The sequence below is a fragment of the Cupriavidus sp. JZ107 genome, assembly GCF_053903255.1.
The window spans coordinates 1,286,776-1,309,345 of the sequence record NZ_CP096480.1 but is presented as its reverse complement, the minus strand read 5'-3'; the positions used below and the strand labels follow the sequence as shown (position 1 = coordinate 1,309,345).

Sequence of the window (22,570 nt, the reverse complement as noted above, 5' to 3'; positions counted from 1 at the left end):
CGATGGAAGAACTGGATCGCGGGGACAGGTTGACGGAGGCGCGGCGCGAAGTCCCGGTGCTCGGCCCCTTTGACGTGGTGGTACTGGGCGGCGGCCCCGCCGGCATCAGCGCAGCCGCGGCAGCCGCCTGCAATGGCGCGCGGGTGTTGCTGGCCGAACGCTACGGCTTCCTCGGCGGCATGGGCACCGCCGCCGGCGTGACGAACTTCTGCGGCCTGCATGCCAACGTGTTTGGCGACATCCGCCAGGTCGTGCATGGCGTCGTGGATGACCTGCTGATGCGGATGCGCAGGCTCGATGGCCTGAACGAACCGCATCTGGTGCTCGGCAAGATCCACGCGCAGGCCTACGACATGTCGGCGTTCAAGTGCGCCGCCGATGCGCTGCTGGCCGATCACGGAGTCCAGTTGCTGTTCCATGCGCTTGCGGCAGGCGTCGTTCGTCATGCGGACGGCGGCCTCGACGCGCTGCTGCTCGAGACCAAGTCCGGCCGCGTCGCGGTGCGCGCGCGCTGTTTCATCGATTGCTCCGGCGATGCCGATATCGCCCACTGGGCCGGTGTGCCCACCGAGAAGGGCGACGGGCACGGACATATGCTGTATCCCACGCTGATGTTCCGCGTCGGCAATGTCGACGCGCAGCGCGCCGGCGAGGCCTGGAAGACCATCCCGGCGCTGATGGACGAGGCCGAGGCCGCCGGGGAATTCCGCTTCCCGCGGCGTGGCGCGGTGGTACGCCCGCAGAAGCATCCGTACGAGTGGCGCGTCAACGTGACCCAGCTCCGCGAGCTCGACGGCTCCGCGACCGACGGTACCGACGCATATTCGCTGAGCGAAGGCGAGATCGAGGGCCGCCGCCAGATCGTCGAATATCTGCGCTTCCTGCGCGCCAGGGTGCCCGGCTTCGAACGGGCCTATGCGCTCGACATTGCGCCGCAGCTGGGCATTCGGGAAACGCGCCGGCTGATCGGCGAGACCATGCTGACCGCCGGCGACGTGCTGAACTGCGCCGATTTCCCCGATGCAATTGGCGTCAACGGCTGGCCGCTGGAGAAGCATGTGGCCGGCGACGTGCAATGGGTATGGCCGCCGATTCCGGATTCGCGCGGCTACAACCAGCTGCCATACCGGATGCTGCTGCCGCGGCGCGCCAGTGCGGGCGGCGTCGACAATCTGCTGGTGGCGGGCCGCTGCGCGTCGATGACGCATGACGGGCAATCGGCGGCGCGCGTGTCGGGCGCCTGCTTCGTGATGGGCCAGGCGGCCGGTACCGCGGCCGCACTGGCGGTACGGGACCGCTGCTCGCCCCACGACATCGACGTACCGGAGTTGCAGGCCGTGCTGGTCAGGCAGGGCGCCTTTCTGGGCGACGGCAAGCAGGCGCGCGCTTAGCCCTGCACCGCCGGCAGCGCCGGGCGGGCGGCCGTATGCCCGCGGCCCAGCACCAGCATCGTCAATCCGGCCAGTACGGCGGGAATGCCGACCAGCACGAACAGCGCCGGCATGCCCAGGCCCAGCGACAGCATCGCGCCGCCGCCGACGGAGCCGACCACCGAGCCGATGCGGCCGACACCGTTGGCCCAGCTGACGCCGGTCGCGCGGCAGTCGGTCGGGTAGTAGGCCGCCGACAGCGCGTTTGCGCCGACCTGCGAGCCGGACACGCAGAAGCCGGCCCAGAACACGGCGACGGCGGCCAGCACCGGGCTTGCCGTCACGTTGCCGATCACGGCGGTGAACAGGCCGGCCAGCGTGTAGCTGGCGGCAAGCACATGATGCGGATTGAGCCGGTCCATCAGCCAGCCGAGCACGATGGCGCCGACGGTGCCGCCGACCTGGAACATCGCGGTGACCAGCGCTGCGTGCTTCAGCGAGATGCCGGTGCCGCGCAGCACGGTCGGCAGCCAGCTCGACAACAGGTAGATCACCAGCAGGCTCATGAAGAAGGCGAACCACAGCAGCAAGGTGCCGCGCAGCAGCTCCGGACGGAACAGATGCCAGACCGGCGAGCCGGCCTGCGTGCGCGGCGGCACCATGAACGTCGCGTCGCGCAGGTCCGCGTTTCGGTCGATACGCCGCAGCGCCGCGGCGACGCGATCGAGCTTCTTGCCCATGGTCACCAGATAGCGGACCGACTCCGGCAGCAGCACCAGCAGTACCGGCACCAGCAGCAGCGGCAGTACGCCGCCGACCACCAGCACCGAGCGCCAGCCATACGTTTCGATCAGGCCCGCCGAGGCCAGGCCACCGAGCGCCGAGCCGATCGTGAAGCCGCAGAACATCGTCGTCACCAGGAACGAGCGGCGTTTGTCGGGGCAGTATTCCGAGGTCAGCGTGATCGCATTGGGCATCGCACCGCCGAGCCCGAGGCCGGTGATGAAGCGCAGCGCGATCAGTTCCCACAACGAGTCCGACCAGGCCGACACCAGGCTCGCGACGCCGAAGAACAGCACGCTGAAGACCAGCACGGTCTTGCGGCCGTAGCGGTCCGACAGCGGACCGAACAGGAAGGCGCCGCCCATCAGTCCGGCCAGCCCTGCGCCGAACAGGGGGCCCAGCTGTGCCGGGCTCAGCTGCCATTCGCTGCGGATGGCCGGTGCGATAAAGCCGATCGCGGCGGTATCGAAGCCGTCGATCGCGACGACGAGGAAGCACAGCACGACGATCAGGATCTGGAACGGCGATAACGGCGCTTCGTCGATGAAGCGCGTCACGTCGATGGCGGGGCGCGGCATGGTTGTCTCCTTGGGATTCGCGCTGGGCGCGTTATGTTTGGGCGTGCGCAGAGCCGCTGGGTCCCCGCTTTCGCGGGGACGACAGACTTTTCCGTCGTTCCCGCGCAGGCGGGAACCCAGTGACTTGATCTGCGGACCGGTATCAGCGTTGGCCCGGGACCTTCAGGCAGTCCTGCGCGCGCCATCCATGCAGCCAGGCCAGCGCGTCGTAGAACTGCTGTTGCGTGCGGCCGACCCACAGCGAATTGCGCACCAGACGTTCGACGCCCCTGGCGTGGTAGATCCGGCCCATCTCGCGGGCGGAGTACAGCACGCGTGCGGTGCGCGGAATCCGGACCCGGTCGTACAGCGCGAACGCCGCCTCGAAGTCGCCGTCGCAGTGCTCGACGGCGGCGCCCAGCGTCACCGCGTCCTCCAGCGCCTGGCAGGCGCCCTGCGCGAGGTATTGCGTCATCGGATGCGCGGCGTCGCCCAGCAGCGTGGCGCGGCCAAAGCTCCACCGCTCGACCGGATCGCGGTCGGCGGTGGCCCAGCGCTTCCACGAGGTCGGGCGATGCAGCATCTGATGCGGCCGCGGATGGATGCCTTCGAAGTACGACAGCACTTCTTCCTTGCTGCCTTCCCTGACGCCCCAGACCTCCTGCTCGCGGCTGTGGAACGTCACCACCAGGTTGTACTGCTGGCCGCCGCGCAACGGGTAATGGACCAGGTGGCAGTGAGGGCCGGCCCAGACCACCGGCGCATTGATGCGCAGGTCCCGCGGCATGTCGTCGAGCTCGACGACCGCGCGGTAGACCACATGGCCCGTGACGCGCGGCTCGTCGCCCAGCAGCACCTGGCGCACGGCCGATTTGACGCCGTCGCAGCCGATCACCGCATCCGCGCGGTGCCGCTCGCCGCGCTGGTCGACCACGGTGACGCCGTTGTCGTCCTGATCGAGCCCCTCGACCCGCGTGGCGGTGTGGAAGCGGATCAGCGGATGGTCCTGAACCGCTTCAAGGATCGACAGATGGATGTCCGCGCGATGGATCACGGCATAGGGATTGCCGAATCGCTGGCGATAGCGCTCGCCTACGTCGACCACCGCCACCTCGCTGGCATCGACCGCGTCCATCAGCATCAGATGGTCCGTGAATACCGAGCGGTTGCGCGCCGCCTCGCCGACGCCCAGCGCGTCCAGCGCGGCGAAGGCGTTGGCCGCGAGCTGGATGCCGGCGCCGATTTCGCCGATCCGCTCGGCCTGTTCCAGCAGTTCGATGCGAATGCCCTGTCGTGCCAGCGCCAGCGCTGCCGCCAGGCCGCCGATGCCGCCGCCGACGACGATGACCTTGCGGTCCTGTTGTGATGTGTTCATCGATGTCTCCTGTCCCGCTCCCCGGGATGCATGGCGCTCAGCCCGGATAGTCCGGCTGCTGGCGCGGATCGGCGGCGCGGAAGGCCGGATGCTCGACCGCATGGCGATAGACCGCCATCGCCAGCGGAAAACGCTCGGTGTCGCAACCCATTCGCTGCGCGTTGGCGATCTGCGGCACCAGGCAGCAGTCCGCCAGCGTGGGCCGATCGCCGGAGCACCACGGGCCGGACGCGTGTTTTGCCAGCAGCCGTTCGACCATGGCCAGGCCCTCGTCGACCCAGTGCCGGTACCAGGCGTCCTTCTGTTCCGGCGACACGCCCAGCGTGTCCTGCAGATAGCGCAGCACCCGCAGGTTGTTGACCGGATGGATGTCGCAGGCGATCGCGTACGACAGCTCCAGCACGCGCGAGCGCGCTTCGATGTCGGCGGGAATCAGCCGCGGCTCCGGATGCCGCGCGTCGAGGTAGTCGATGATGGCCAGCGATTGGCCCAGGTGCAGATCGCCATCGACCAGCGCCGGCACGCTGGCCGACGGATTGATCTGCTCGACATAGCCGGGGGCGCGATGGGCGCCGTTGCGGATATTGACCGGCACGTAGTCGTAGGGCAGACCCTTCAGCGCGAGCGCGATGCGCACGCGGTACGACGTCGAGCTGTTGAAGAAGCTGTGCAGCTGCATGATCGCTTTCACTCGTTCCGCTCAGGCGATGCGCACCGACAGTTCGCCAAGTCCCTGTACGCCGGCCACCATCCGCTGGCCCGGTTTCACCGCGCCGACACCCTCGGGGGTGCCGGTAAAGATCAGGTCGCCCGGCTCCAGGCGGAAGTACTGCGACAGATAGGCCACCGTTTCCGCGACCGACCAGATCAGATGCGAGACATTGCTGCGCTGGCGCGTGTCGCCGTCGACGGTCAGCCATAGTTCGGCCTGCTCGGGATGGCCGACGTCGCCTGCGCGATGCAGCGGACCGATCGGTGCCGACGCGTCGAACGCCTTGCCGATTTCCCAGGGGCGGCCCATCTCGCGCATCTTCATCTGCAGGTCGCGCCGCGTCATGTCGAGGCCAACGGCATAGCCCCAGACGTGATCGAGCGCCTGTTCGACCGGAATATCGCTGCCGGCGCGGCCGATTGCGGCAACCAGTTCGGCCTCGTAGTGATAGTTCTGCGTCTGCGGCGGGTAGGGCAGCGACAGCGTGTCGCCGTAGGCCACCGGAATCACCGCGTCGGCCGGCTTGCAGAAGAAGAACGGCGGCTCGCGGTCCGGGTCGAAGCCCATTTCGCGGGCATGCGCGGCGTAGTTGCGGCCGACGCAGTAGACGCGGCGAACCGGGAAGCGGTCATCGCCGCTGCCGGCGACAGGAATGCCGACGGTGGGCGCGGGATCGAAAACAAAAGGCATGGGAAGTCCTTGCAGGATCGTAGCGTTCAGGAATGGGTGCAGGCATCGGGGGCGCGGCCGTGATTCAGGCGCGCGCCAGTGTCCCGATGCGGGCCGTCAGAGCCGTTCTTCGCGCAGCAGATTCAATGCGCTGAGCACCGGGCGGTCGGAATAGCTGAACAGCACCGCGTCCTCGACGCAGGCGAGCTGCACCGGCTGCCACGACGGCGCGACGAAGATGTCGCGCGGCTCGAACTGGAATTGCATCTCGCCGATGCGCGCGGTGCCGCGGCCTTCGACCACGCTGTAGACGGTCGCATCGGTGCTGCGATAGGTGCGGCCCTGGAAGCTGGCCGGCAGCAGTTGCATGTAGGTGGCCATCGTCGGCATCGGCCAGCCGCCGGTGGCGGGATTGACGTAGCGCAGCTTGACGCCGTCCCACGGGTCGAGCTCGCCATGGCGATAGAGCTGGTCGAGCGCCTCTCGGGTCCGCGCATACGGATAGCTGAAGATCGGCGAGCTGCCGCCCGTGGGCTGATAGCGCACCGGCACCATGTTGTTGCCGTAGCGCGCGAAGCTGTTGCCTTCGGGGCGTGTGACCGGCTGCACCGCTTCGGGGTAGCTCTCGGCGAACCCCGCATCGAGATGCTGCAGCAGCGGGATATCGAGCCCGTCGAGCCAGACCACCGGCTCGCCGCCGTCCGCCTCGAGCGGATTGCCGTGGTCGTGCCAGGTCCAGGACGGCGTGATGATGAAATCGCCGGGATGCATCGTCGTGCGTTCGCCGTCGACCGCGGTCCAGGCACCCTGGCCCTCGACGATGAAGCGCAGCGCGGACTGCGTATGGCGATGGCTCGGCGCGATTTCGCCGGGCAGGATCAGCTGCAGGCCGGCATACAGCGTCGACGTAATGCTCGATCTGCCGGGCAGGCCGGGGTTTTCCAGCACCAGCACGCGGCGGACCGCTTCCTCGGCGCTGATCACAGAGCCGGCCTGCATCACCAGCGGGCGGATCTGCTCGTATTTCCAGATCGCCGGTTGCGCCTTCGGCTGCGGTTGCGGCGGCACCAGCGCGTGCAGCGATTCCCACAGCGGCGCCATATGGCTGCGTCCGATCTGTTCGTAATAGGCTGCGCGGGCGATATCGCGCTTGCTGTTCGACATCGAGGTCTCCAATCGGGAAAACACTGGCGGATCGGCTCCCCTCTCCCGCTTGCGGGAGAGGGGCTGGGGGAGAGGGAAGCTTGTCCGCGTCATCGTTTGTTGGGACTGTAGCCGCGCAGGTATATTTCGGAAAATGAATTGTTGATCTGATCCATACGAATATGGATATGACTGGGAGGGTTTTCCCCGATGGATTGGACGCACCGGCTGCGGCTTCGCAACCTGCAGATGTTGTTGAGCCTGGCGGAGACCGGAAATATGAGCCAGACCGCGGCGGCGCTGAATACCACGCAGCCCGGCCTGTCGAAATGGCTGCGCGAACTGGAGGAGGACATCGGCCTGCCGCTGTTCGAGCGGCACGCGCGCGGCCTGCGGCCGACGCCCTATGGCGAATCGCTGATCGAGCATGCGCGCCGCATCGAGGCGCAGCTCGATACCGCGCGCGACGATCTGCAGGCGCTGCGCGATGGCGGCAGCGGCCTGGTGGTGATCGGCACCTCCGGCGCTTCGGCGGCCGATACCGTGCCGCTGGCAGTGGTGCGGCTGCTGAAGGCGATGCCCGGTGCGCAGATCCGCCTCGTCGAAAGCACGATGGACGAGCTGATGAGCCGGCTCGCGCGCGGCGAGCTCGATATCGTGGTCGGCCGCTCCGCGCCGGAGCTGCAGGATGCGCGGCTGCGTACCGAGGCGCTGTACATGGAGCCGATCCACTTCGTCGCGCGGCCCAAGCATCCGCTGCTGTCGATGGCGGCGCTCGACTGGTCCGCGCTCGAATCGTTCCAATGGGTGATCTGGCCGCGCGGCACGCCGATCCGCAATGCGCTCGAATCCGCGTTGGCGGCGGCGGGGCGGCCGTTGCCGGCGCGCTGTGTCGAGTCCAATTCGACCGTCCTGAACCTGACGCTGCTGAACCACACCAACATGATCGGCGTTGCCTCGCACCGCACCGCGCGCCGGCTCGAGGACCTGGGCGCGCTGCGCATCGTGCCGCTGCGGCTGTCGGGATTCGGCTCGGTGTCGATGTATTGGCGCGAGGACAGTTTCCGCCGCGGCGCGGTGGTGGCCGCGCTCGATGCCTTGCGCGAAGCGGGCGGGGGCGCCAGCGTGTAGAGGCGGTCTGCGGCCTTGGACGGCCCCGCGCGCATGGTCGGGATTGGATATGATGGCGCCGGCCGGCTTGCATCGACATCGAGCTGCGAGCCGCAACAACGACAACAACGATCGCAAATCACCACACAAAAGGAGACCGCCCCATGACGCCCATCACGCCCATGGCGCCCATCACGCCTCGCGTCCGCCATCTTCCCCGCCGCACCATTCTCGGCATCGCGCTCGCCGGCCTGGCAACCGCAATCGTTGGGCTGCCGACGCCGGCCAGCGCCGCTGACTACCCGGCCAAGCCGATCCGCTTCATCGTGCCCTACGCCGCGGGTGGCACCACCGATCTGGTGGCGCGCACCGTCGGCCAACGCGTCGCCGAGAAGCTGGGCCAGCCGGTGGTGATCGAGAACCGGCCGGGCGCCGGCGGCAATATCGGCATGGAGGCCGTGGCCAAGGCGGCGCCGGACGGCTATACGATCGGCTTCGGCGCGATCTCGACCAATGCGCTGAACCCGCATATCTACAAGGCGATGCCGTTCGATCCGCGCCGCGACTTCACCGCGGTCAGTCTGCTGGGCACGTCGACCATCGTGCTGGAGGTCGGCAATCAGCTGCCGGTCAAGACCGTGGCCGAACTGGTGGCGTATGCCAAGCGCAATCCCGGCCTGACCTATGCGACAGCGGGCACCGGCACGTCGATGCATCTGGCCGCCGCGATGTTTGCGCAGATGACGGGCACCAGCCTGACCCACGTCCCGTACAAGGGCAGCAGCCCTGCGATCAACGACATGCTGGGCGGGCATATCCCCGTGATGTTCGACAACCTGCCGGCCTCGCTGCCGCATATCCAGGCGGGCAAGCTGCGCGCGCTGGCGGTGGCGGGCAGCACGCGCTCCCCGGCATTGCCCAATGTGCCGACGCTGGCCGAGGCGGGATTGGCCGGCTATTCGGTCGAGCCATGGTTCGGCGTGTACGGGCCCGCCGGCATGCCGGCCGATATCGTGCAGAAGCTCAATGCTGCCTTCGTCGAAGCGCTGGGCAGTGCCGCGGTGCGCGACAAGCTGGTGCAGGCCGGCTTCAATCCGAAGTCGTCGAGCGCCGGGGAATTGCAATCGCTGACGCAAGCGGAGTACGAGAAGTTCGGCAAGGTGGCGCGCAGCGCGAATATCTCGGTGGATTGAATCGCACCTGTCCGTTGTGCCCCGTCGTCCCCGCGCAGGCGGGGACCCAGCGGCTTTGCATCGGGCATCGAGCCGAAGCACTGGGTCCCCGCATTCGCGGGGACGACAGTAATGGGACATCGACACGCCGATCGCGCACCTGTATATTTATACAGTCCATTTCGTCCCCCGCGAAATGGCGCGATTCCCAGCCGTTATCGATGTCCGCCGCCGCCAGCCCGTCCGACTCCGCCGCCAACGTCCAGCACCAGCCATTCGCCTCGCCACGCGCGCAAGGCGAGCCTGCGTCGGTGGCCGACAGCGAACCGCGCTACATCGTTGCGGTCCGCACGCTGTGCGATTTCACCGCCCGCGCCGGCGATCTGGACCTGCGCTTCACGCCTTCGCCGACCGCGCTGGAAGGCATGGCCGGTCATGCCACCGTGACCTCCCGCCGGCCCGCCGGCTATCGGACCGAGATCTCCCTGAGCGCGGACTTGGGGCCGCTGCGCGTGCGCGGCCGTGCCGACGGTTACGATCCCGCCCTACGGCGGCTCGAGGAAATCAAGACGGTGCGCGGCGACGCCGCCGAGGTGCCCGACCATCATCGGCATCTGCATTGGGCGCAGGCCAAGGTCTATGGCTGGCTGATGTGTCTGCGCGAGGCGCTGGACGACATCGAGATCGCGGTGGTCTATTTCGATATCGTCAGCGGCCGCGAGCGTGCCGAGACGCAGCGATTTACAGCGCAGACGCTGCGCGAATGCTTCGAGGCGCAATGCCGTGCCTTTGTCGGCTGGGCCGAGCAGGAGCTGGCGCATCGCGCCGGGCGCGACCTGTCGCTGGACTCGCTGGCCTTTCCCCATGGCTCGTTTCGCGCCGGCCAGCGCGAGCTCGCCGAATCGGTCTATCGCGCCAATCTGTCCGGTCGCTGCCTGCTCGCGCAGGCGCCCACCGGCATCGGCAAGACCGTCGGCACGATCTTTCCCGCGCTGAAGGCAATGCCGAAGCAGAAGATCGACAAGCTGTTCGTGTTATCGGCCCGTTCGACTGGCCGGGCGCTGGCGTTGGAGGCCACGCGCGGACTGGCCGCGCAGCGGGATGCGATGCCGCTGCGCGTGCTCGAGATGGTGGCGCGCGACAAGGCCTGTGAATATCCGGGCCGCGCCTGTCACGGCGAAGCCTGTCCGCTGGCGCGCGGCTTCCATGACCGCCTGCCGGCGGCGCGCGCGCAGGCGGCCGGACGGACGATGCTGGACGGCGCTCAGATTCGCGAGATCGCCCGGGCAAACGACGTCTGCCCGTACTACCTGAGCCAGGAAATGGCGCGCTGGAGCGATGTAGTGGTGGCGGACTACAACTACTACTTCGACCGCACGGCGTTGCTGCATGCCTTCGCGCTGCACGACGGTTGGCGCGTCAGCGTGCTGGTCGACGAGGCCCATCAGTTGCCGGAACGGGCTCGGGACATGTACAGCGCCACGCTCGATCAGGCCGACTTCCGCGCGCTGCGGCGGCAGGCGCCAGCGGATCTGCGCCGCGCGTTCGATCGCGTCGGCCGCCAATGGAATGCCGCCGGGAAGACGCTGGCCGGCGACTATCGGGCCGAGGCGAAGGTCCCCGCGCCGTTGCTCGATGCCTTCGAAGGGCTGTGCGCAGCGTTGCTGGAACGGTTTACGGAGCGGCCCACCGAACAGGACCCGGCGCTGCAGCGCTTCTATTTCGATGTGCTGCAATTCTGCCGGCTGGCCGAACAGATCGGTCCGCATTCCGTGTTCGACATGACGCGGATGCCGGCGCGCGGCGCGCACGCCAATGTCCGTCTCGGCGTACGCAACCTCGTGCCAGCGCATTTCCTGCGGCCGCGGCTGGCGGCGGCGCATTCCGTCTCGCTGTTCTCCGCGACGCTGGCGCCGGCCTCGTACTACGCCGATATGCTGGGCCTGCCCGAGCGATGGGTGTGGCACGAGGTGCCGTCGCCATTCCAGCCGGACCAGTTGCGCGTTCGCGTCGCCTCGCATATCTCGACCCGATTTGCGCATCGGCAGCGCTCGCTGCCGGATATCGTCGAGCTGATCGCCGCGCAGTATCGGGAGAAGCCAGGCAACTATCTCGCCTTCTTCAGCAGCCACGACTACCTCGGCGATGCGTTGGCGCTGTTTACGCAGCGGCACGCCGATATCCCGAGCTGGGCGCAGGCGCGCGGCATGGGCGAGGGCGAGCAGGCCGATTTCCTGGCCGCCTTCCGCCCCGGCGGCCGCGGCGTGGGCTTTGCCGTACTGGGCGGCCCGTTCGCCGAGGGCGTCGATCTTCCCGGCGACCGGCTGATTGGCGCCTTCGTCGCCACGCTCGGACTGCCCCAGTTCAATCCGGTCAACGAGCAGCTGCGCAGCCGGCTGGAGGACGCGTTTGGCGACGGCTATGCCTACGCCTATCTGTACCCAGGCCTGCGCAAGGTCGTTCAGGCAGCGGGCAGGGTGATCCGAACCAGCGAGGACCGCGGCGTGGTCTATCTGATCGACGACCGCTTCGCGCAGCCGTCGGTGCGGGAGTTGTTGCCGGCCTGGTGGCGGGTAGAAACCTGGCCGTCGCGTTTTGTTTCAGCGAACATCTACGGTCCTTAGCCACGGAGAACGCCAATGCGCATAGAGAAGTGGGGAACCAGTTTGGCCATCCGCCTTCCGAACAGCATCGTGGAGCTGCTGAAATTGCGCGAGGGGGACCACGTCGAAATTGTTGTCGACAATTCGGGCAGTTCGCCAAGGCGCAGGAGTCGGGACGCTGATGCGTTGTTGGAGCGCCTGCGAACATTCCGCGGACGACTACCCGCGGATTTCAAGTTCGGTCGCGGCCAGGACATGAGGTAGGCGAACTGACGGACAATGCGAGCCTATGCGTACTTCCCCGTCAGCCCGCCATCCACCACCATCTCCGTCCCCGTGACATACGCCGCCGCGTCCGAAGCCAAAAACGCGCAGGCGTAAGCCACGTCCCAGGCCGTTCCCATCCGCTGCACTGGTACCTGCCTTGCCCGCGCCGCGCGCGCTTCGTCGAGGTCGTTGTCGGAGAACATCTTCGCCACGGTATGCGCGATCCGGGGCGTATCGATCAAGCCGGGGACCACCGTGTTGGCGCGGATGCCGTGCGAGGCGTATTGCTGTGCCAGCATGCGCGTGAACTGGATTACCGCCGCCTTGGTGACGCAGTACGACAGGTGCGGATAGCCGAGATAGCGCAGGCCAGCGACCGACGAAATGGTCACGATGGCGCCGCGGCCGCGGGCGACCATCTCGGGCAATACCTGTTGCGACGCGAGCAGCAGGCTGCGGACGTTGACGTTGTGCGCCTGGTCGAAGTCTGCCAGTGCGGTGTCGAGCGGGCCGCCGGGCTTGCCGATGCCGACGTTGTGGTGCAGCACATCGATCGGACCAAGGCGATCGCGTGCCTGGGCGAACAGACGCTCGACCTCCGGCTCGATGGCGACGTCCCCGATGAACGTCTCCGCTGTGCCGCCTTCCGCCCGGATCAGCGCGGTGGTCTCCTCGGCGGACGCTGCATCGCGATCGACGACGCAGACGCGGGCGCCGAGCCGCGCATAGGTCAGGCTGGCGGCGCGGCCGATGCTCCAGCCGGGACCGGCCGAACCGGCGCCGGCGACGAACACGGTCCGGTCGGCGAGGCTCAGGGGAAGGGCATGCATGCCCGTCACGATGCCTCTCCCGTCGGTGCGTTGCCGGCATAGGGAATCGCGTGCTCGACGGTGTCCCAGATATAGCGGCCGGAAGGACTTTGTTGTTCCTCGACGATATGCGCGACCAGTCCGGCCGCGCGCGAGATCACGGCAAAGCCGCGCATCACCGCGGTCGGCACGCCGATCTCGCCGAGCAGCGCCGCCACCGCGCCGGTGGCATTGATCGTGATCGGCCGGCCGGCCGCTTCGTCGACGGCGGCCGACAATTGCTTCAACGCGCGAATCCGTTCGCCGCTCAGTTCTGGCTCCGCTTCGGCCAACTCAAGCAGCTTGTATGCACGCGGATCGACCGGCTTGTGCAGATGGTGGCCGAAGCCGGGAACCGGGCTCTTCGTTTCCTTGTAGTGGCGTGCGATGGCGCGCGCTTCCGCCTGCGGGTCGCCGGCAGCAAGCAGCCGATCGAGCAGCTGCGAGCAATTCTCCATGGTGCCGACGAAGGAGCTGCCGACCGCCAGCAGTCCGGCGGAAACGGCGCCCTGCAGATTCTCCGGCGCGCTCATGTAGATCAGCCGCGTCGCGATCGCGCTCGGCGTCAGCCCGTGTTCCATCAGCACGATCAGCACGACATCGGTGATCCGCATATCGACGGGCCGCGGCGTACGGCCGAGGATCTGCATCAGCATCACCTCGGTAAACGTCTTCTTGCCCATCAGGTCATTGACCAGATCGGCGTCGCGGTAGTGCAGGCTCGTCAGCGTATGCGTGCAGAGGCGGGTCACGGGCTTGGTGGTGGCGGTCATCGCTGGTCTCCCTGGTTTGCGGAAGCGGTGTTCGCTGCGTGGGCGAGCGCCCAGTCGCGTACGGCGTTTTTCAGCACCTTGCCGACGCTGGAGCGCGGCAGGTCGTCGTGGAAATGGATTCGCTTGGGCGTGGCCACCGGGCCTAGCCGCTCGCGCACGAAGGCGATCAGTTCGGCCTCGGATGGGATGACTGCCCCGTCGCGCAGCTGAACGGCGGCGTGCACCGCCTCGCCCCATTTGTCGTCCGGAACGCCGAAGACCGCGGACTCGTGGACCGCGGGATGCTGGCCCAGCGCGTTCTCGACATCGATCGGATAGACGTTGAAGCCGCCGGTGATCACGACCTCGCGCAGCCGATCCTTCAGATACAGATAGCCGCGCTCGTCGATCAGACCCCGATCGCCGGTATGCAGCCAGCCGTCGACGATCGTCCCGGCGGTCAGGTCCGGGCGCCGCCAGTAGCCGGTCATCACCAGATCGCCGCGCGCGACGACCTCGCCGATCTGTCCCGCTGGCAACAGCCTGCCGTCCGGCGCCATGATGGCGACGTCGCTGAACCAGGTGGTTCGTCCGACCGAGGCCAGATTGCGTTCGTCCTCGAAATCCTCGGAGCGCAGCACGGTCAGCAGTTGCGGCGCCTCGGTCTGCCCGTAGGTGGTGCCGACCACCGGGCCGAAGAACGCGCGCGCCTGGCGGATCTTCTCCACCGGCATCGGCGCGCCGCCGTAGATCAGCCGGCGCAGCGCCGGATAGTCGTCGCGCGAGGTGTCCGGCAGCGCCATCAGCATGTAGATCAGCGTCGGCGGCATGAAGGACACCGTGCCGCGCCGGTCGCGAAACGCGGCGCGGACCGCCTCGGCACCGCTGCCGTCCAGGATCACGTGGCAGCCGCCTTGCGCGAGGATCGGCAGCACATAGGTCGAGGTGCCGTGCGTGATCGGGGCCGCCATCACATAGCGGTCGTCGGCATCGAAGCCCCACGCATGGATCTGGTTGACGATATTGGCCATCCACGCGCGGTAGGGCTGCATCACGCCCTTGGGCGCGCCGGTGGTGCCGCCGGTGAACTTGATGGCCTGCGTCGCATCGCGATCGAGATCGGGATACAGGTCGAGACGGGGCCGCGCCGCGCCGGCATGGCGCGCGATGATTGCCGGCAACGCGTCGCAGCCGTCGTCCGCCACATCCGTGAAGATGCGGGCGCCCGGCGCGCCGTCGAGCAGTGCCGTGCAGCCGCTATCCAGCACCAGAATGCTTGGCTCGGTCGCATCGACGATGCGGCGCAGCTCGGGCCGTGTGCTTTTCGGATTCAGCGGTACCCAGACCTTGCCGCTGGCCAGCACCGCCAGCAGCGCGACCAGATGCGTGGCGGAATTGCCGGCGCAGATGCCGACGCGGCTCTGCGGCGCGGCATCGAGCGCCATCAGTCCGGCCGCCACCGCGGCGACGCGCGCCGCCAGCTCGCGATAGGTGACGCAGCCGTCCGGCGCGTCGATGGCGAGGTGGTCGGGCCAGCGGTCCGCGGCCCGCCAGAACAGATCGATCGGAAACATGGGACTCCTCAATTCACACGGGCGCCGGATTGCTTGACGACGTCGTGCCAGCGTTTGATCTCGGACATCATGAAGGCGCGCATCTGCTCCGGCGTGCCCGGTTGCGGATTGGCGGCGAGTTCCTGCATCCGCTGCCGCACGTCGGGCGCCGCCAGCGCCTTGTTCAGCGCGGCGTTGAGCCGGTCCACCACGGGCCTTGGCGTACCGGCTGGCGCGGCGATTGCGAACCACGACTGCACGTCGAAGCCGGGGTAGCCCGACTCGGCGACGGTTGGCACATCGGGCAGCAACGGAATGCGCTGCGCGCTGGTTACCGCAATGGCGCGCAAGCGGCCGGCCTTGACGTGGGGCATCGCGGACGGCGTGTTGTCGAACATCGATTGCACCTGCCCGCCGAGCAGATCGGTGACGGCCGGCGCGCTGCCGCGATAGGGGACGTGCAGCATATTGATGCCGCTGCGCATCCGGAAGATCTCGCCGGACAGATGGATCGACGAGCCGCTGCCCGAGGAGGCGAACGTGATGCCCGACGAAGATTCCTTCGCAAAGCGCAGGTAGTCGGCCACGTTCTTGACCGGCAGGCTCGGATTGACGACCAGCACGTTTGGAATCTTCGCGATCATGCCGACCGGCTCGAAGTCCCTGGCTGGGTCGTAGCCGAGCTTGTCGTAGAGCGAGGCATTGATCGTGTTGGCGATCGTATAGACGTACAGCGTGTAGCCATCGGGCTCGGCCTTGGCGACCACCTCGGCGCCAACGTTGCTGTTGGCCCCGGCACGGTTCTCGACGACCAAGGGCTTGCCGAGTTCTTCGCCGACCTTGAGCGCGACCAGGCGCGCCAGCACGTCGGTCGCGCCGCCCGCGGCATAGCCGACGACGAGCCGCAGTGGCTTGCTGGGCCAAGGCTGCTGGGCATGGACAGAAAGGGAAGTTCCGCCTGCCAGCGCGGCAAGCGAAAGGGCAAGGGCACAGCCGAACAGGCGCCGGCGCGGCGCGTTGCGTACGTTCATGATGGTCGTCTCCTGGGTCGATAGCCTCGCCGGGGCGGCCCTCTTGTGGTGTTGGGGCATACTGCGCACTGGTATCCCGGCACGGAAATTCTTCCCGATGACCTCTCGCCTTGCGAATCGGAACGTCCGGCAGGCGGACGTTTCAACCACCGCTCCGGAGGAGGGCGCGCGAGCGCTGCGGCGCGGCCTGACGCTGCTCGACGCGATTCTCGCGGGCGGCAGGGACGGTTTGCGCGTGGTCGATCTATGCAGGGCGGCGGGGCTGGAGCGCCCGACCGTCTATCGGCTGCTGGCCACGTTGATCGAATGCGGCTATGTCGCGCAGCGCGGCCGCTTTCGCTATGTCAGCGGGCCGCGGCTCGCCGCGATGCCGCAGCGCGACGGCTCGACCGAGTTGGCGGAGAAGCTGCGGCCGGTGCTGGCGCGGGTCAGCGGAGCGTGCGGGGATGCGGCCTTCGCGATCGTCCGCGATGGCTCGCTGTCGCGCTGCATCGCGCGCCATGTGGGCACGCATCCGGTGCAGGTGCTGGTGATCCAGGTCGGTACGCGCCAGCCACTCGGCGTCGGCGCGGCCGGGCTGGCGCTGCTGTCCGCGTTGCCGGATGAGGCGGTGGGGGAAATCATCGATGGCAATGCCGACACCCTGGCTCAATACGGCGGCATGACGCCGGAGCGGATGCGCATCCTGATTCGGGCGACGCGGGAGCGCGGATGGTCGGTGATCGGCAATCACGCGACCCGCGGCGCGCTCGCGGTCGGCATGGCGGTGCACAACCGCGACGGCGAACCGGTGGCCGGTATCAGCGTCGCCACCACGCTGGCGCGGATGCCCCGCGATCGTCAGCAGTTGATCGCAAGGCTGATGCGGGAGGCAGTGGGGACGTTATTGCCGAAGGGGCTGTAGCGCAGTGACGAGGGCGGACTGCGGGCGTACCCCGCTACGTGAGCGCCGCGACGGTGATCCCGATGCCGACGATCGCCAGCATGCCGGCGACCGCGACCAGTTCGAACTCGTACCACGCGTCGCGCCGCATCGGCGAAGCCGGATACCGGCCCAGCGTCACGATCTTCAGTACCAGCCAGCCGGGCCAATAGAGGACGAACTGGAACAGCGCGTACATCGCGAAGCGCGCCACGACCCCGATGACAGATTCCATTCGCCATGCCCCGCTTGATGGTGGAATGGCAGCATTCTAAGCGGGGCGACCGGAGCGTCAAGCCGCGATCAAGCCGGGATCAAGCCGCGATCAAGCCGCGGTATAGGCCGTCTTCACCGTCGTATAGAACTCCTGCGCATAGCGGCCCTGTTCGCGCGGACCGTAGCTCGACCCCTTGCGTCCGCCGAACGGCACGTGGAAATCGACGCCGGCGGTCGGCGCGTTGACCATCACCATGCCGGCCTGCGCGTGGCGCTTGAAATGCGTCGCCAGCTTCAGCGAGGTGGTGCAGATGCCGCCGGACAGGCCGAACTCGGTATCGTTGGCGAGCGCCAGCGCTTCCTCGTAGTCCCGTGCCGCAATCACCGCGGCCACCGGCCCGAAGATTTCCTCCCGAGCGATCCGCATGTCGTTGCTGCAGTCGACGAACAGCGCCGGGCGCAGATAGAAGCCTTCCTTGCCGACCGAAAGCCGTTCGCCGCCGCACACCAGCCGCGCGCCTTCCGCCTTGCCGATGGCGATATAGCGTTCGTCCTGCTCCAACTGGCGCGCGTCGACCACCGGGCCGATCTGCGTGCGCGCATCGCGGGCGTCGCCGACCACCAGTGCCGCGGTGCGCTCGGCGAGCCGGGCGACGAAGCGGTCGTGGATACCCTGCGTGACGATGATGCGGCTCGACGCGGTGCAGCGCTGGCCGGTCGAATAGAACGAGCCCTGCAGCGCGACCTCGACCGCAAGCTCCAGATCGGCATCGTCGGTGACGACCAGCGGATTCTTGCCGCCCATCTCCAGCTGCAACTTCGCCATGCGCTGACAGGCCTGCGCGGCGATGCTGCGGCCGGTGGCCACCGAGCCGGTGAAGCTGATGGCATCGACCTGCGGATGTTCAACCATCCGCTGGCCGACATCGCGTCCGCGGCCGAGCACCAGATTGAAGGCGCCGGCCGGCAGGCCCGAACGGCTCAGGATTTCCGCCAGCGCCCAGCTCGAGCCCGGCACCAGCTCCGCCGGCTTGAACACCACGCAATTGCCATAGGCCAGCGCTGGAGCGATCTTCCAGGCGGGAATCGCGATCGGAAAGTTCCAAGGCGCGATCAGCGCGACCACGCCGATCGGCTCGCGCGTGATCTCGACGCCGATGCCGGGGCGCACCGAGGGCAGCAGCTCGCCGGCCGTACGCAGCGCCTCGCCGGCGAAGAACTTGAAGATCTGCGCGGCGCGCGCGACCTCGCCGGTCGCCTCCGGCAGCGTCTTGCCTTCCTCGCGCGCCAGCAGGTCGCCCAGCTCGGCGCGGCGCTGCAGCAGCTCGTTGCCGACGAAATCGAGCACATCGAAGCGCTGCTGCGGCGTCGACAGCGACCACTTGCCGAAGGCTTGCCGCGCGGCGTCGACCGCCTGGTCGACGAGCACTGCGTCCCCCTGCGCGTAGTGGTCAATGATGTCCGACAAGTCGGACGGATTGACGTTGGCGCTGCTGTCGGTGCCGGCGACCCATTCGCCGGCGATGTAGTGCGATTTCACGGTGGCTTCCTTGTTGGCGACGGGGGCGCCCGGCGGCGCCGGGCACGGCTTATTCCTTCTCGATACCGGCGGTGCGGATGATGCGGCCCCAGCGGTCCAGCTCGGCCAGTTGGAAGCGGCCGAGCTCCTCGGCGCTCGACAGCGCGATTTCCTGGCCGCTCTGCTCGACGACCTGCCGCACGCTCGGCGTGGCCAGCGCGCGATGGACCAGCTCGCTCAGGCGCTGCACCACCGGCTGCGGCGTATTGGCGGGCGCGTACAGCGCGTTCCAGTAGCCAGCCTCGTAACCGGGAAGCGTGTCGGCGATGGTCGGCACGTTGGGCACCAGGGCCGAGCGCTTGGGACCGCTGAAACCGAGCACGCGCAGCTTGCCGGAACGTACCTGCGGCAGGCTCGCGGGCAGGTCGACGATCATCAGGTCCGTCTGGCCGGCAACCAGGTCCACCACCGCCGGCGGGTTCGCCTTGTAGGGGACATGGGTCATCTCGGTGCCGCTCATCTGCTGGAACAGTTCGGCGGCGACGCGCGCCGACGAGCTGCCCGAGCCGTACGTCAGCTTGCCCGGCTCCTTCTTCGCCAGGGCGATCAGTTCGGCGACGCTGTTGGCCTTGACGTTCTGATTGACGACCAGCAGCTGGTAGCCCTTGGTCAGCATCGAGACCGGCGTGAAGTCCTTGATCGGGTCGTAGGGCAGCTTCTTCAGCAGATGCGGATTGGCCGCCTGCGTGGTGTTGGTCGTGATGAACAGCGTGTAGCCGTCCGGCTTGGCCCGAGCCACGGTCTGGGCCGCGATGCCGCCCATCGCGCCGGCGCGGTTCTCGATCACGACGGCCTGCCCGGTCAGCCGGGTCACTTCATTGCCCAGGGCGCGGGCCAGGCCGTCGGTGGCGCTGCCGGGGCTGGAGCCGATCACGATGGTGATGGGACGGGCAGGATAGGTTTCCGCGAGCGCGCTGCCGGTCAACGAGGCAAAGGCGCAGAAGGCAAGCAGGGTGCGACGAAATGGCATCGATAGTCTCCAATGAACGTTGTTGTAGTGGGACGTGGCACGTCCCGGGCGTGCGGAGCGGGCTCCCGCCCGCGATGAAATCAGCGTGCGAGCCCCCAGCCGGACATCAGCTCGTGCAGGCGCTGCTGCTGGGCTTCGGTCAGCGGCCACGCCGACGGCGGCCGTGCGGCGCCGCAGTCGTTGCCCATCAGCTGCAGCGCGGCCTTGACGACCGTGACGTTGGTGCCGTTGTTTTCCTGGGCGCGCAGATCCTCGAAGGGCAGCATCTCGCCGATCAGGCGCATCGCCAGCGCATGGTCGCCGTCTTCCAGCGCGCGATGGATCGCCACCGAACGCTCGGGCATCACGTTGATCAGGCCGGAGGTGAAGCCGCGCGCGCCGACGGCATAGAAGGGCGGCGCCCAGACTTCGGCCAGCCCGCCGACCCAGGCCAGCCCGCGGTCCGCGGTGCGGCGGATTGCTTCGGCCAGCATCATCGGCGTAGGCGAGGCCCACTTGACGCCGACGACCTCGGGAATGCGGCACAGCGCTTCGATCGCGGCCAGGCCGATGTTGTCGTTGCGCAGATAGAGCACCAGCGGCAGGCCCTGGCCGGCCTCGGCAATCTTCTGCACATAGGCGACCACGCCGCGCGGCGCGACGAAGGGATCGGGCGGCTGATGGACCATCAGCGCATCGGCGCCGGCTTCGCGAGAGGCACGGGCGAGGGCGCAGGCTTCATGGACGCTGCGGCCGACGCCGGCCAGCAGCGGCACCCGGCCGGCCACGCATTCCGCGGCGGCATGGACCATGCGCACCGCCTCCTGCTCGCGCAGGCCGTAGAACTCGCTGGTATTGCCGTTGGCGACCAGTACATGCACGCCGGCGTTCACGGCTCGATCGACCACGGTCGAGAGCGGACCGGGCGAGACGGTATCATTCGCGTCGAACGGCGTGACCAGGATTCCGGAAATGCCATTGAGCGCCTCGCGCAGCGCGGAACCTTCGAAAGTCGCCACTTGAACTCCTGATGGAATGGACATGAGAGGCGCTACTGTAGAAAGGCGCCGGTGCCGCCGTCCAATCCAAACTGGCGATTACCCAATTCAAGATTTGAATCGTGTTCCAGCTATCCCATCTGCGCAGCTTCGTGGCCGTCGCGACCGAATTGCATTTCGGCCGGGCCGCTGCCTTGCTGAACATGACGCAGCCCCCGCTGACTCGGCATATCCAGCTGCTCGAACATGAGGTGGGCGTGCAGTTGCTGGACCGCTCGGGTGGCGCGGTCCGCCTGACGCCGGCGGGCGCGATCTTCCTGCGCGAGGCAGAGGACATCCTGCGCCGCAGCCAGGCCGCCAAGCTGGCCGCGCGCCGCGCCATGCGCGCCGACGCCGGCAGCGTGTCGATGGGATTCATTCCGGCGGCGAGCTTTGCGCTGCTGCCGCAACTGCTGGGCGCGATCCGTAGCAGCCTGCCCGAGGTCCATGTGTCGCTGCGCGAGATGCAGACCGACGCGCAACTCGAGGCGATCGCCGCCGACCGCATCGAACTGGGCCTGGTGCGCCCGTTCGCGCCGCGCAGCTTCGTCGAATCGGCGCCGCTGTTGCGCGAGCCTTTCGTGCTGGCCGCGCCGGCCGGGCATCCGCTGCTGCAGGCCGAACGCCTGCCGCTGTCCGCGCTCGAAGGCCAACCGTTCATCGAGTTCTGCCGCTCCGAATCGCGCTATCTGTACGAGATCGTCGCCGGGCGCCTGCGCGCCGAAGGCGTGGCGCCCGACACCGTGCAGACGCTGAGCCATACGCACTCGATCCTGTCGCTCGTCGACGCCGGCATGGGCGTCGCGCTGGTGCCGCAGTCGGCCTGGCGCCTCGGCTACGCCGGGGTGCGCTTCCGGCCGATCGACGATCAGGTCGGGCTGGATGTCGAGCTACATCTGGTCTGGCGGCGTGGCAATCCGCATCGGGTGGCGGCGACGGTGCGGCAAGTCCTGGAGCAAGCGTTCGACACGACGTGATTGCACTCGCCAGCCGGCGCGCGGCGCGCCATCCAAGTCGTTATTGTTCCGGAGATTGAGGAATTATTGCCTCCGTGGCGGCCAATAGGTCGATAGTTCCGGAATATGGGAACTAATGGGCCGACCAAGGTGGATGACGAGGTCAAAACATGGTCAGAAAACTGCCGTTGCCGGATATCTCCCTGAGCCCGGTCGCTCACGATCTGCAGTCGTTAGGGGCTTTGATTCGCAGCCAACGAGGACGTTGTCAATTGCGGATCGACGATGCGGCCGATTTGCTCAATGTCTCCAAGGACTTGCTTTCTCGTCTGGAGAACGGCAGATCGGTCGGGCTCGACGGCCTGATGAAGGTACTCGATGGTCTGGGGCTGAAGTTGCTTGTTGTCCCTAAAGGGGACGCCCTGTTTTTGGAGGACCGCCTCACCGAAAGCTGGAAAGAAGCGTAAGTCCTAGAACACGCCCAGCGCCAGCCCGCTTGCCAAGCCTTCCCCAAGTTCCGCGCAGCGCGCCAGATCTTCGGGGCCGATCTGCTTCGGTGCCAGGATGCGCTCCGGCGTTTGCGCATGCGTGCAGACGATCAGCCCGGGTGCCACGGAGCGCAGGCGCCAGCCGGTGGCGATCCGGTCGATCTGGCGCAGCGCGTTCTGGCCGTCGCTGCCGGCGCAGATCATCGCGGCATAGGGGCGGCCATTGATGCGGTCGAGTACCGGGTAATAGCAGCGGTCGAAGAAGTCCTTCATCAGCCCGGACATCGCGGCGAGGTTCTCCGGCGTGGCGAACAGATAGCCGTCGGCGTTCAGCACATCGTCGGGCCGGGTCTCGGTGGCCCGCAGCAGGCGGACCTCGATGTCCGGCTGGCTCCTCGCCGAGTCGGCGGCGGCCTCGGCCATCTGCTGCGTGCCTCCGGTCATCGTGTGGTAGACGATCAGCAGCGTTTTCATCGGT

At 67.8% G+C, this 22,570-nt stretch carries 22 protein-coding genes; 8 read left to right on the top strand and 14 right to left on the bottom strand.

The features are described from left to right. Positions 1-2 precede the first annotated feature (2 nt). Positions 3-1,391 carry an FAD-dependent oxidoreductase gene (locus tag M1D55_RS05570; protein ID WP_456281309.1) on the top strand — a complete coding sequence of 463 codons (1,389 nt, stop codon included), beginning with the start codon at positions 3-5 and terminating at the stop codon, positions 1,389-1,391. On the opposite strand, the gene M1D55_RS05565 is transcribed toward M1D55_RS05570, so the two are convergent. From M1D55_RS05565 to gtdA, 5 genes are all read right to left on the bottom strand, one after another. After that, positions 1,388-2,731, bottom strand: coding sequence for an MFS transporter (locus M1D55_RS05565; protein ID WP_006576384.1), 1,344 nt, complete (start codon positions 2,729-2,731; stop codon positions 1,388-1,390). The genes M1D55_RS05570 and M1D55_RS05565 overlap by 4 nt on opposite strands. Before the next feature lie 142 nt (positions 2,732-2,873). After that, positions 2,874-4,085, bottom strand: a complete 1,212-nt coding sequence (locus M1D55_RS05560) for a 3-hydroxybenzoate 6-monooxygenase (RefSeq protein ID WP_456280335.1) — start codon at positions 4,083-4,085, stop codon at positions 2,874-2,876. A gap of 37 nt (positions 4,086-4,122) precedes the next feature. Then, positions 4,123-4,764 (bottom strand): maleylacetoacetate isomerase, encoded by a 642-nt coding sequence (gene maiA, locus M1D55_RS05555; protein ID WP_023264819.1) that lies wholly within the window; start codon positions 4,762-4,764, stop codon positions 4,123-4,125. A 21-nt stretch (positions 4,765-4,785) separates the two neighbouring features. Continuing rightward, on the bottom strand, positions 4,786-5,487 hold the full coding sequence (locus M1D55_RS05550; protein ID WP_232205073.1) for a fumarylacetoacetate hydrolase family protein: 702 nt from the start codon (positions 5,485-5,487) through the stop codon (positions 4,786-4,788). A 96-nt stretch (positions 5,488-5,583) separates the two neighbouring features. Beyond that, the gene (gtdA, locus tag M1D55_RS05545) at positions 5,584-6,630 is read right to left on the bottom strand and encodes a gentisate 1,2-dioxygenase (RefSeq protein WP_456280334.1); all 1,047 of its coding nucleotides are present in this window, start codon (positions 6,628-6,630) and stop codon (positions 5,584-5,586) included. 189 nt (positions 6,631-6,819) lie between these two features. Here gtdA and M1D55_RS05540 point away from each other — a divergent pair, with 189 nt between their 5' ends. The 4 genes from M1D55_RS05540 to M1D55_RS05525 all read left to right on the top strand — a co-directional run bounded on the left by M1D55_RS05540 (position 6,820) and on the right by M1D55_RS05525 (position 11,758). Beyond that, on the top strand, positions 6,820-7,740 hold the full coding sequence (locus M1D55_RS05540) for a LysR substrate-binding domain-containing protein (RefSeq protein ID WP_456280332.1): 921 nt from the start codon (positions 6,820-6,822) through the stop codon (positions 7,738-7,740). A 143-nt stretch (positions 7,741-7,883) separates the two neighbouring features. Then, positions 7,884-8,912 carry a Bug family tripartite tricarboxylate transporter substrate binding protein gene (locus M1D55_RS05535; RefSeq protein ID WP_456280331.1) on the top strand — a complete coding sequence of 343 codons (1,029 nt, stop codon included), beginning with the start codon at positions 7,884-7,886 and terminating at the stop codon, positions 8,910-8,912. 200 nt (positions 8,913-9,112) lie between these two features. Beyond that, entirely contained in the window at positions 9,113-11,515 is a 2,403-nt protein-coding gene (locus tag M1D55_RS05530; RefSeq protein WP_456280329.1) for an ATP-dependent DNA helicase, read from the top strand. 15 nt (positions 11,516-11,530) lie between these two features. Further along, positions 11,531-11,758: an AbrB/MazE/SpoVT family DNA-binding domain-containing protein gene (locus tag M1D55_RS05525; protein WP_006576378.1), complete on the top strand. Its 228-nt coding sequence runs from the start codon at positions 11,531-11,533 to the stop codon at positions 11,756-11,758. Positions 11,759-11,781: 23 nt separating this feature from the next. On the opposite strand, the gene M1D55_RS05520 is transcribed toward M1D55_RS05525, so the two are convergent. From M1D55_RS05520 to M1D55_RS05505, 4 genes are read right to left on the bottom strand one after another with little or no spacing between them, the layout of a single operon-like run. Then, positions 11,782-12,591, bottom strand: a complete 810-nt coding sequence (locus tag M1D55_RS05520) for an SDR family NAD(P)-dependent oxidoreductase (RefSeq protein ID WP_043441508.1) — start codon at positions 12,589-12,591, stop codon at positions 11,782-11,784. Positions 12,592-12,596: 5 nt separating this feature from the next. After that, the gene (locus M1D55_RS05515; protein WP_456280328.1) at positions 12,597-13,382 is read right to left on the bottom strand and encodes a citryl-CoA lyase; all 786 of its coding nucleotides are present in this window, start codon (positions 13,380-13,382) and stop codon (positions 12,597-12,599) included. Further along, complete coding sequence (locus M1D55_RS05510) at positions 13,379-14,935, bottom strand: class I adenylate-forming enzyme family protein (RefSeq protein ID WP_456280327.1); 1,557 nt, start codon at positions 14,933-14,935, stop codon at positions 13,379-13,381. The genes M1D55_RS05515 and M1D55_RS05510 overlap by 4 nt, the downstream gene beginning before the upstream one ends. Positions 14,936-14,943: 8 nt before the next feature. Beyond that, positions 14,944-15,945 carry a tripartite tricarboxylate transporter substrate binding protein gene (locus tag M1D55_RS05505; RefSeq protein ID WP_456280326.1) on the bottom strand — a complete coding sequence of 334 codons (1,002 nt, stop codon included), beginning with the start codon at positions 15,943-15,945 and terminating at the stop codon, positions 14,944-14,946. 97 nt (positions 15,946-16,042) lie between these two features. Between M1D55_RS05505 and M1D55_RS05500 the strand changes: the two genes are divergently transcribed. Beyond that, entirely contained in the window at positions 16,043-16,849 is an 807-nt protein-coding gene (locus M1D55_RS05500; RefSeq protein WP_006576373.1) for an IclR family transcriptional regulator, read from the top strand. A 34-nt stretch (positions 16,850-16,883) separates the two neighbouring features. On the opposite strand, the gene M1D55_RS05495 is transcribed toward M1D55_RS05500, so the two are convergent. The 4 genes from M1D55_RS05495 to M1D55_RS05480 form a co-directional block, all read right to left on the bottom strand. Continuing rightward, positions 16,884-17,102, bottom strand: a complete 219-nt coding sequence (locus M1D55_RS05495; RefSeq protein ID WP_456280325.1) for a hypothetical protein — start codon at positions 17,100-17,102, stop codon at positions 16,884-16,886. Between the two features lie 90 nt (positions 17,103-17,192). Beyond that, complete coding sequence (locus M1D55_RS05490) at positions 17,193-18,623, bottom strand: aldehyde dehydrogenase family protein (protein WP_456280324.1); 1,431 nt, start codon at positions 18,621-18,623, stop codon at positions 17,193-17,195. 49 nt (positions 18,624-18,672) lie between these two features. Then, positions 18,673-19,632: a Bug family tripartite tricarboxylate transporter substrate binding protein gene (locus M1D55_RS05485; protein WP_006576369.1), complete on the bottom strand. Its 960-nt coding sequence runs from the start codon at positions 19,630-19,632 to the stop codon at positions 18,673-18,675. A gap of 80 nt (positions 19,633-19,712) precedes the next feature. Next, entirely contained in the window at positions 19,713-20,630 is a 918-nt protein-coding gene (locus tag M1D55_RS05480) for a dihydrodipicolinate synthase family protein (protein ID WP_456280323.1), read from the bottom strand. A gap of 101 nt (positions 20,631-20,731) precedes the next feature. Here M1D55_RS05480 and M1D55_RS05475 point away from each other — a divergent pair, with 101 nt between their 5' ends. Beyond that, the gene (locus M1D55_RS05475) at positions 20,732-21,625 is read left to right on the top strand and encodes a LysR family transcriptional regulator (protein ID WP_006576367.1); all 894 of its coding nucleotides are present in this window, start codon (positions 20,732-20,734) and stop codon (positions 21,623-21,625) included. Between the two features lie 149 nt (positions 21,626-21,774). Further along, positions 21,775-22,071: a helix-turn-helix domain-containing protein gene (locus M1D55_RS05470; RefSeq protein WP_023264823.1), complete on the top strand. Its 297-nt coding sequence runs from the start codon at positions 21,775-21,777 to the stop codon at positions 22,069-22,071. A gap of 3 nt (positions 22,072-22,074) precedes the next feature. Here the strand turns inward: M1D55_RS05470 and M1D55_RS05465 are convergent, their stop codons facing one another. Beyond that, the gene (locus M1D55_RS05465) at positions 22,075-22,566 is read right to left on the bottom strand and encodes a flavodoxin family protein (protein WP_006576365.1); all 492 of its coding nucleotides are present in this window, start codon (positions 22,564-22,566) and stop codon (positions 22,075-22,077) included. Positions 22,567-22,570: the final 4 nt, after the last annotated feature.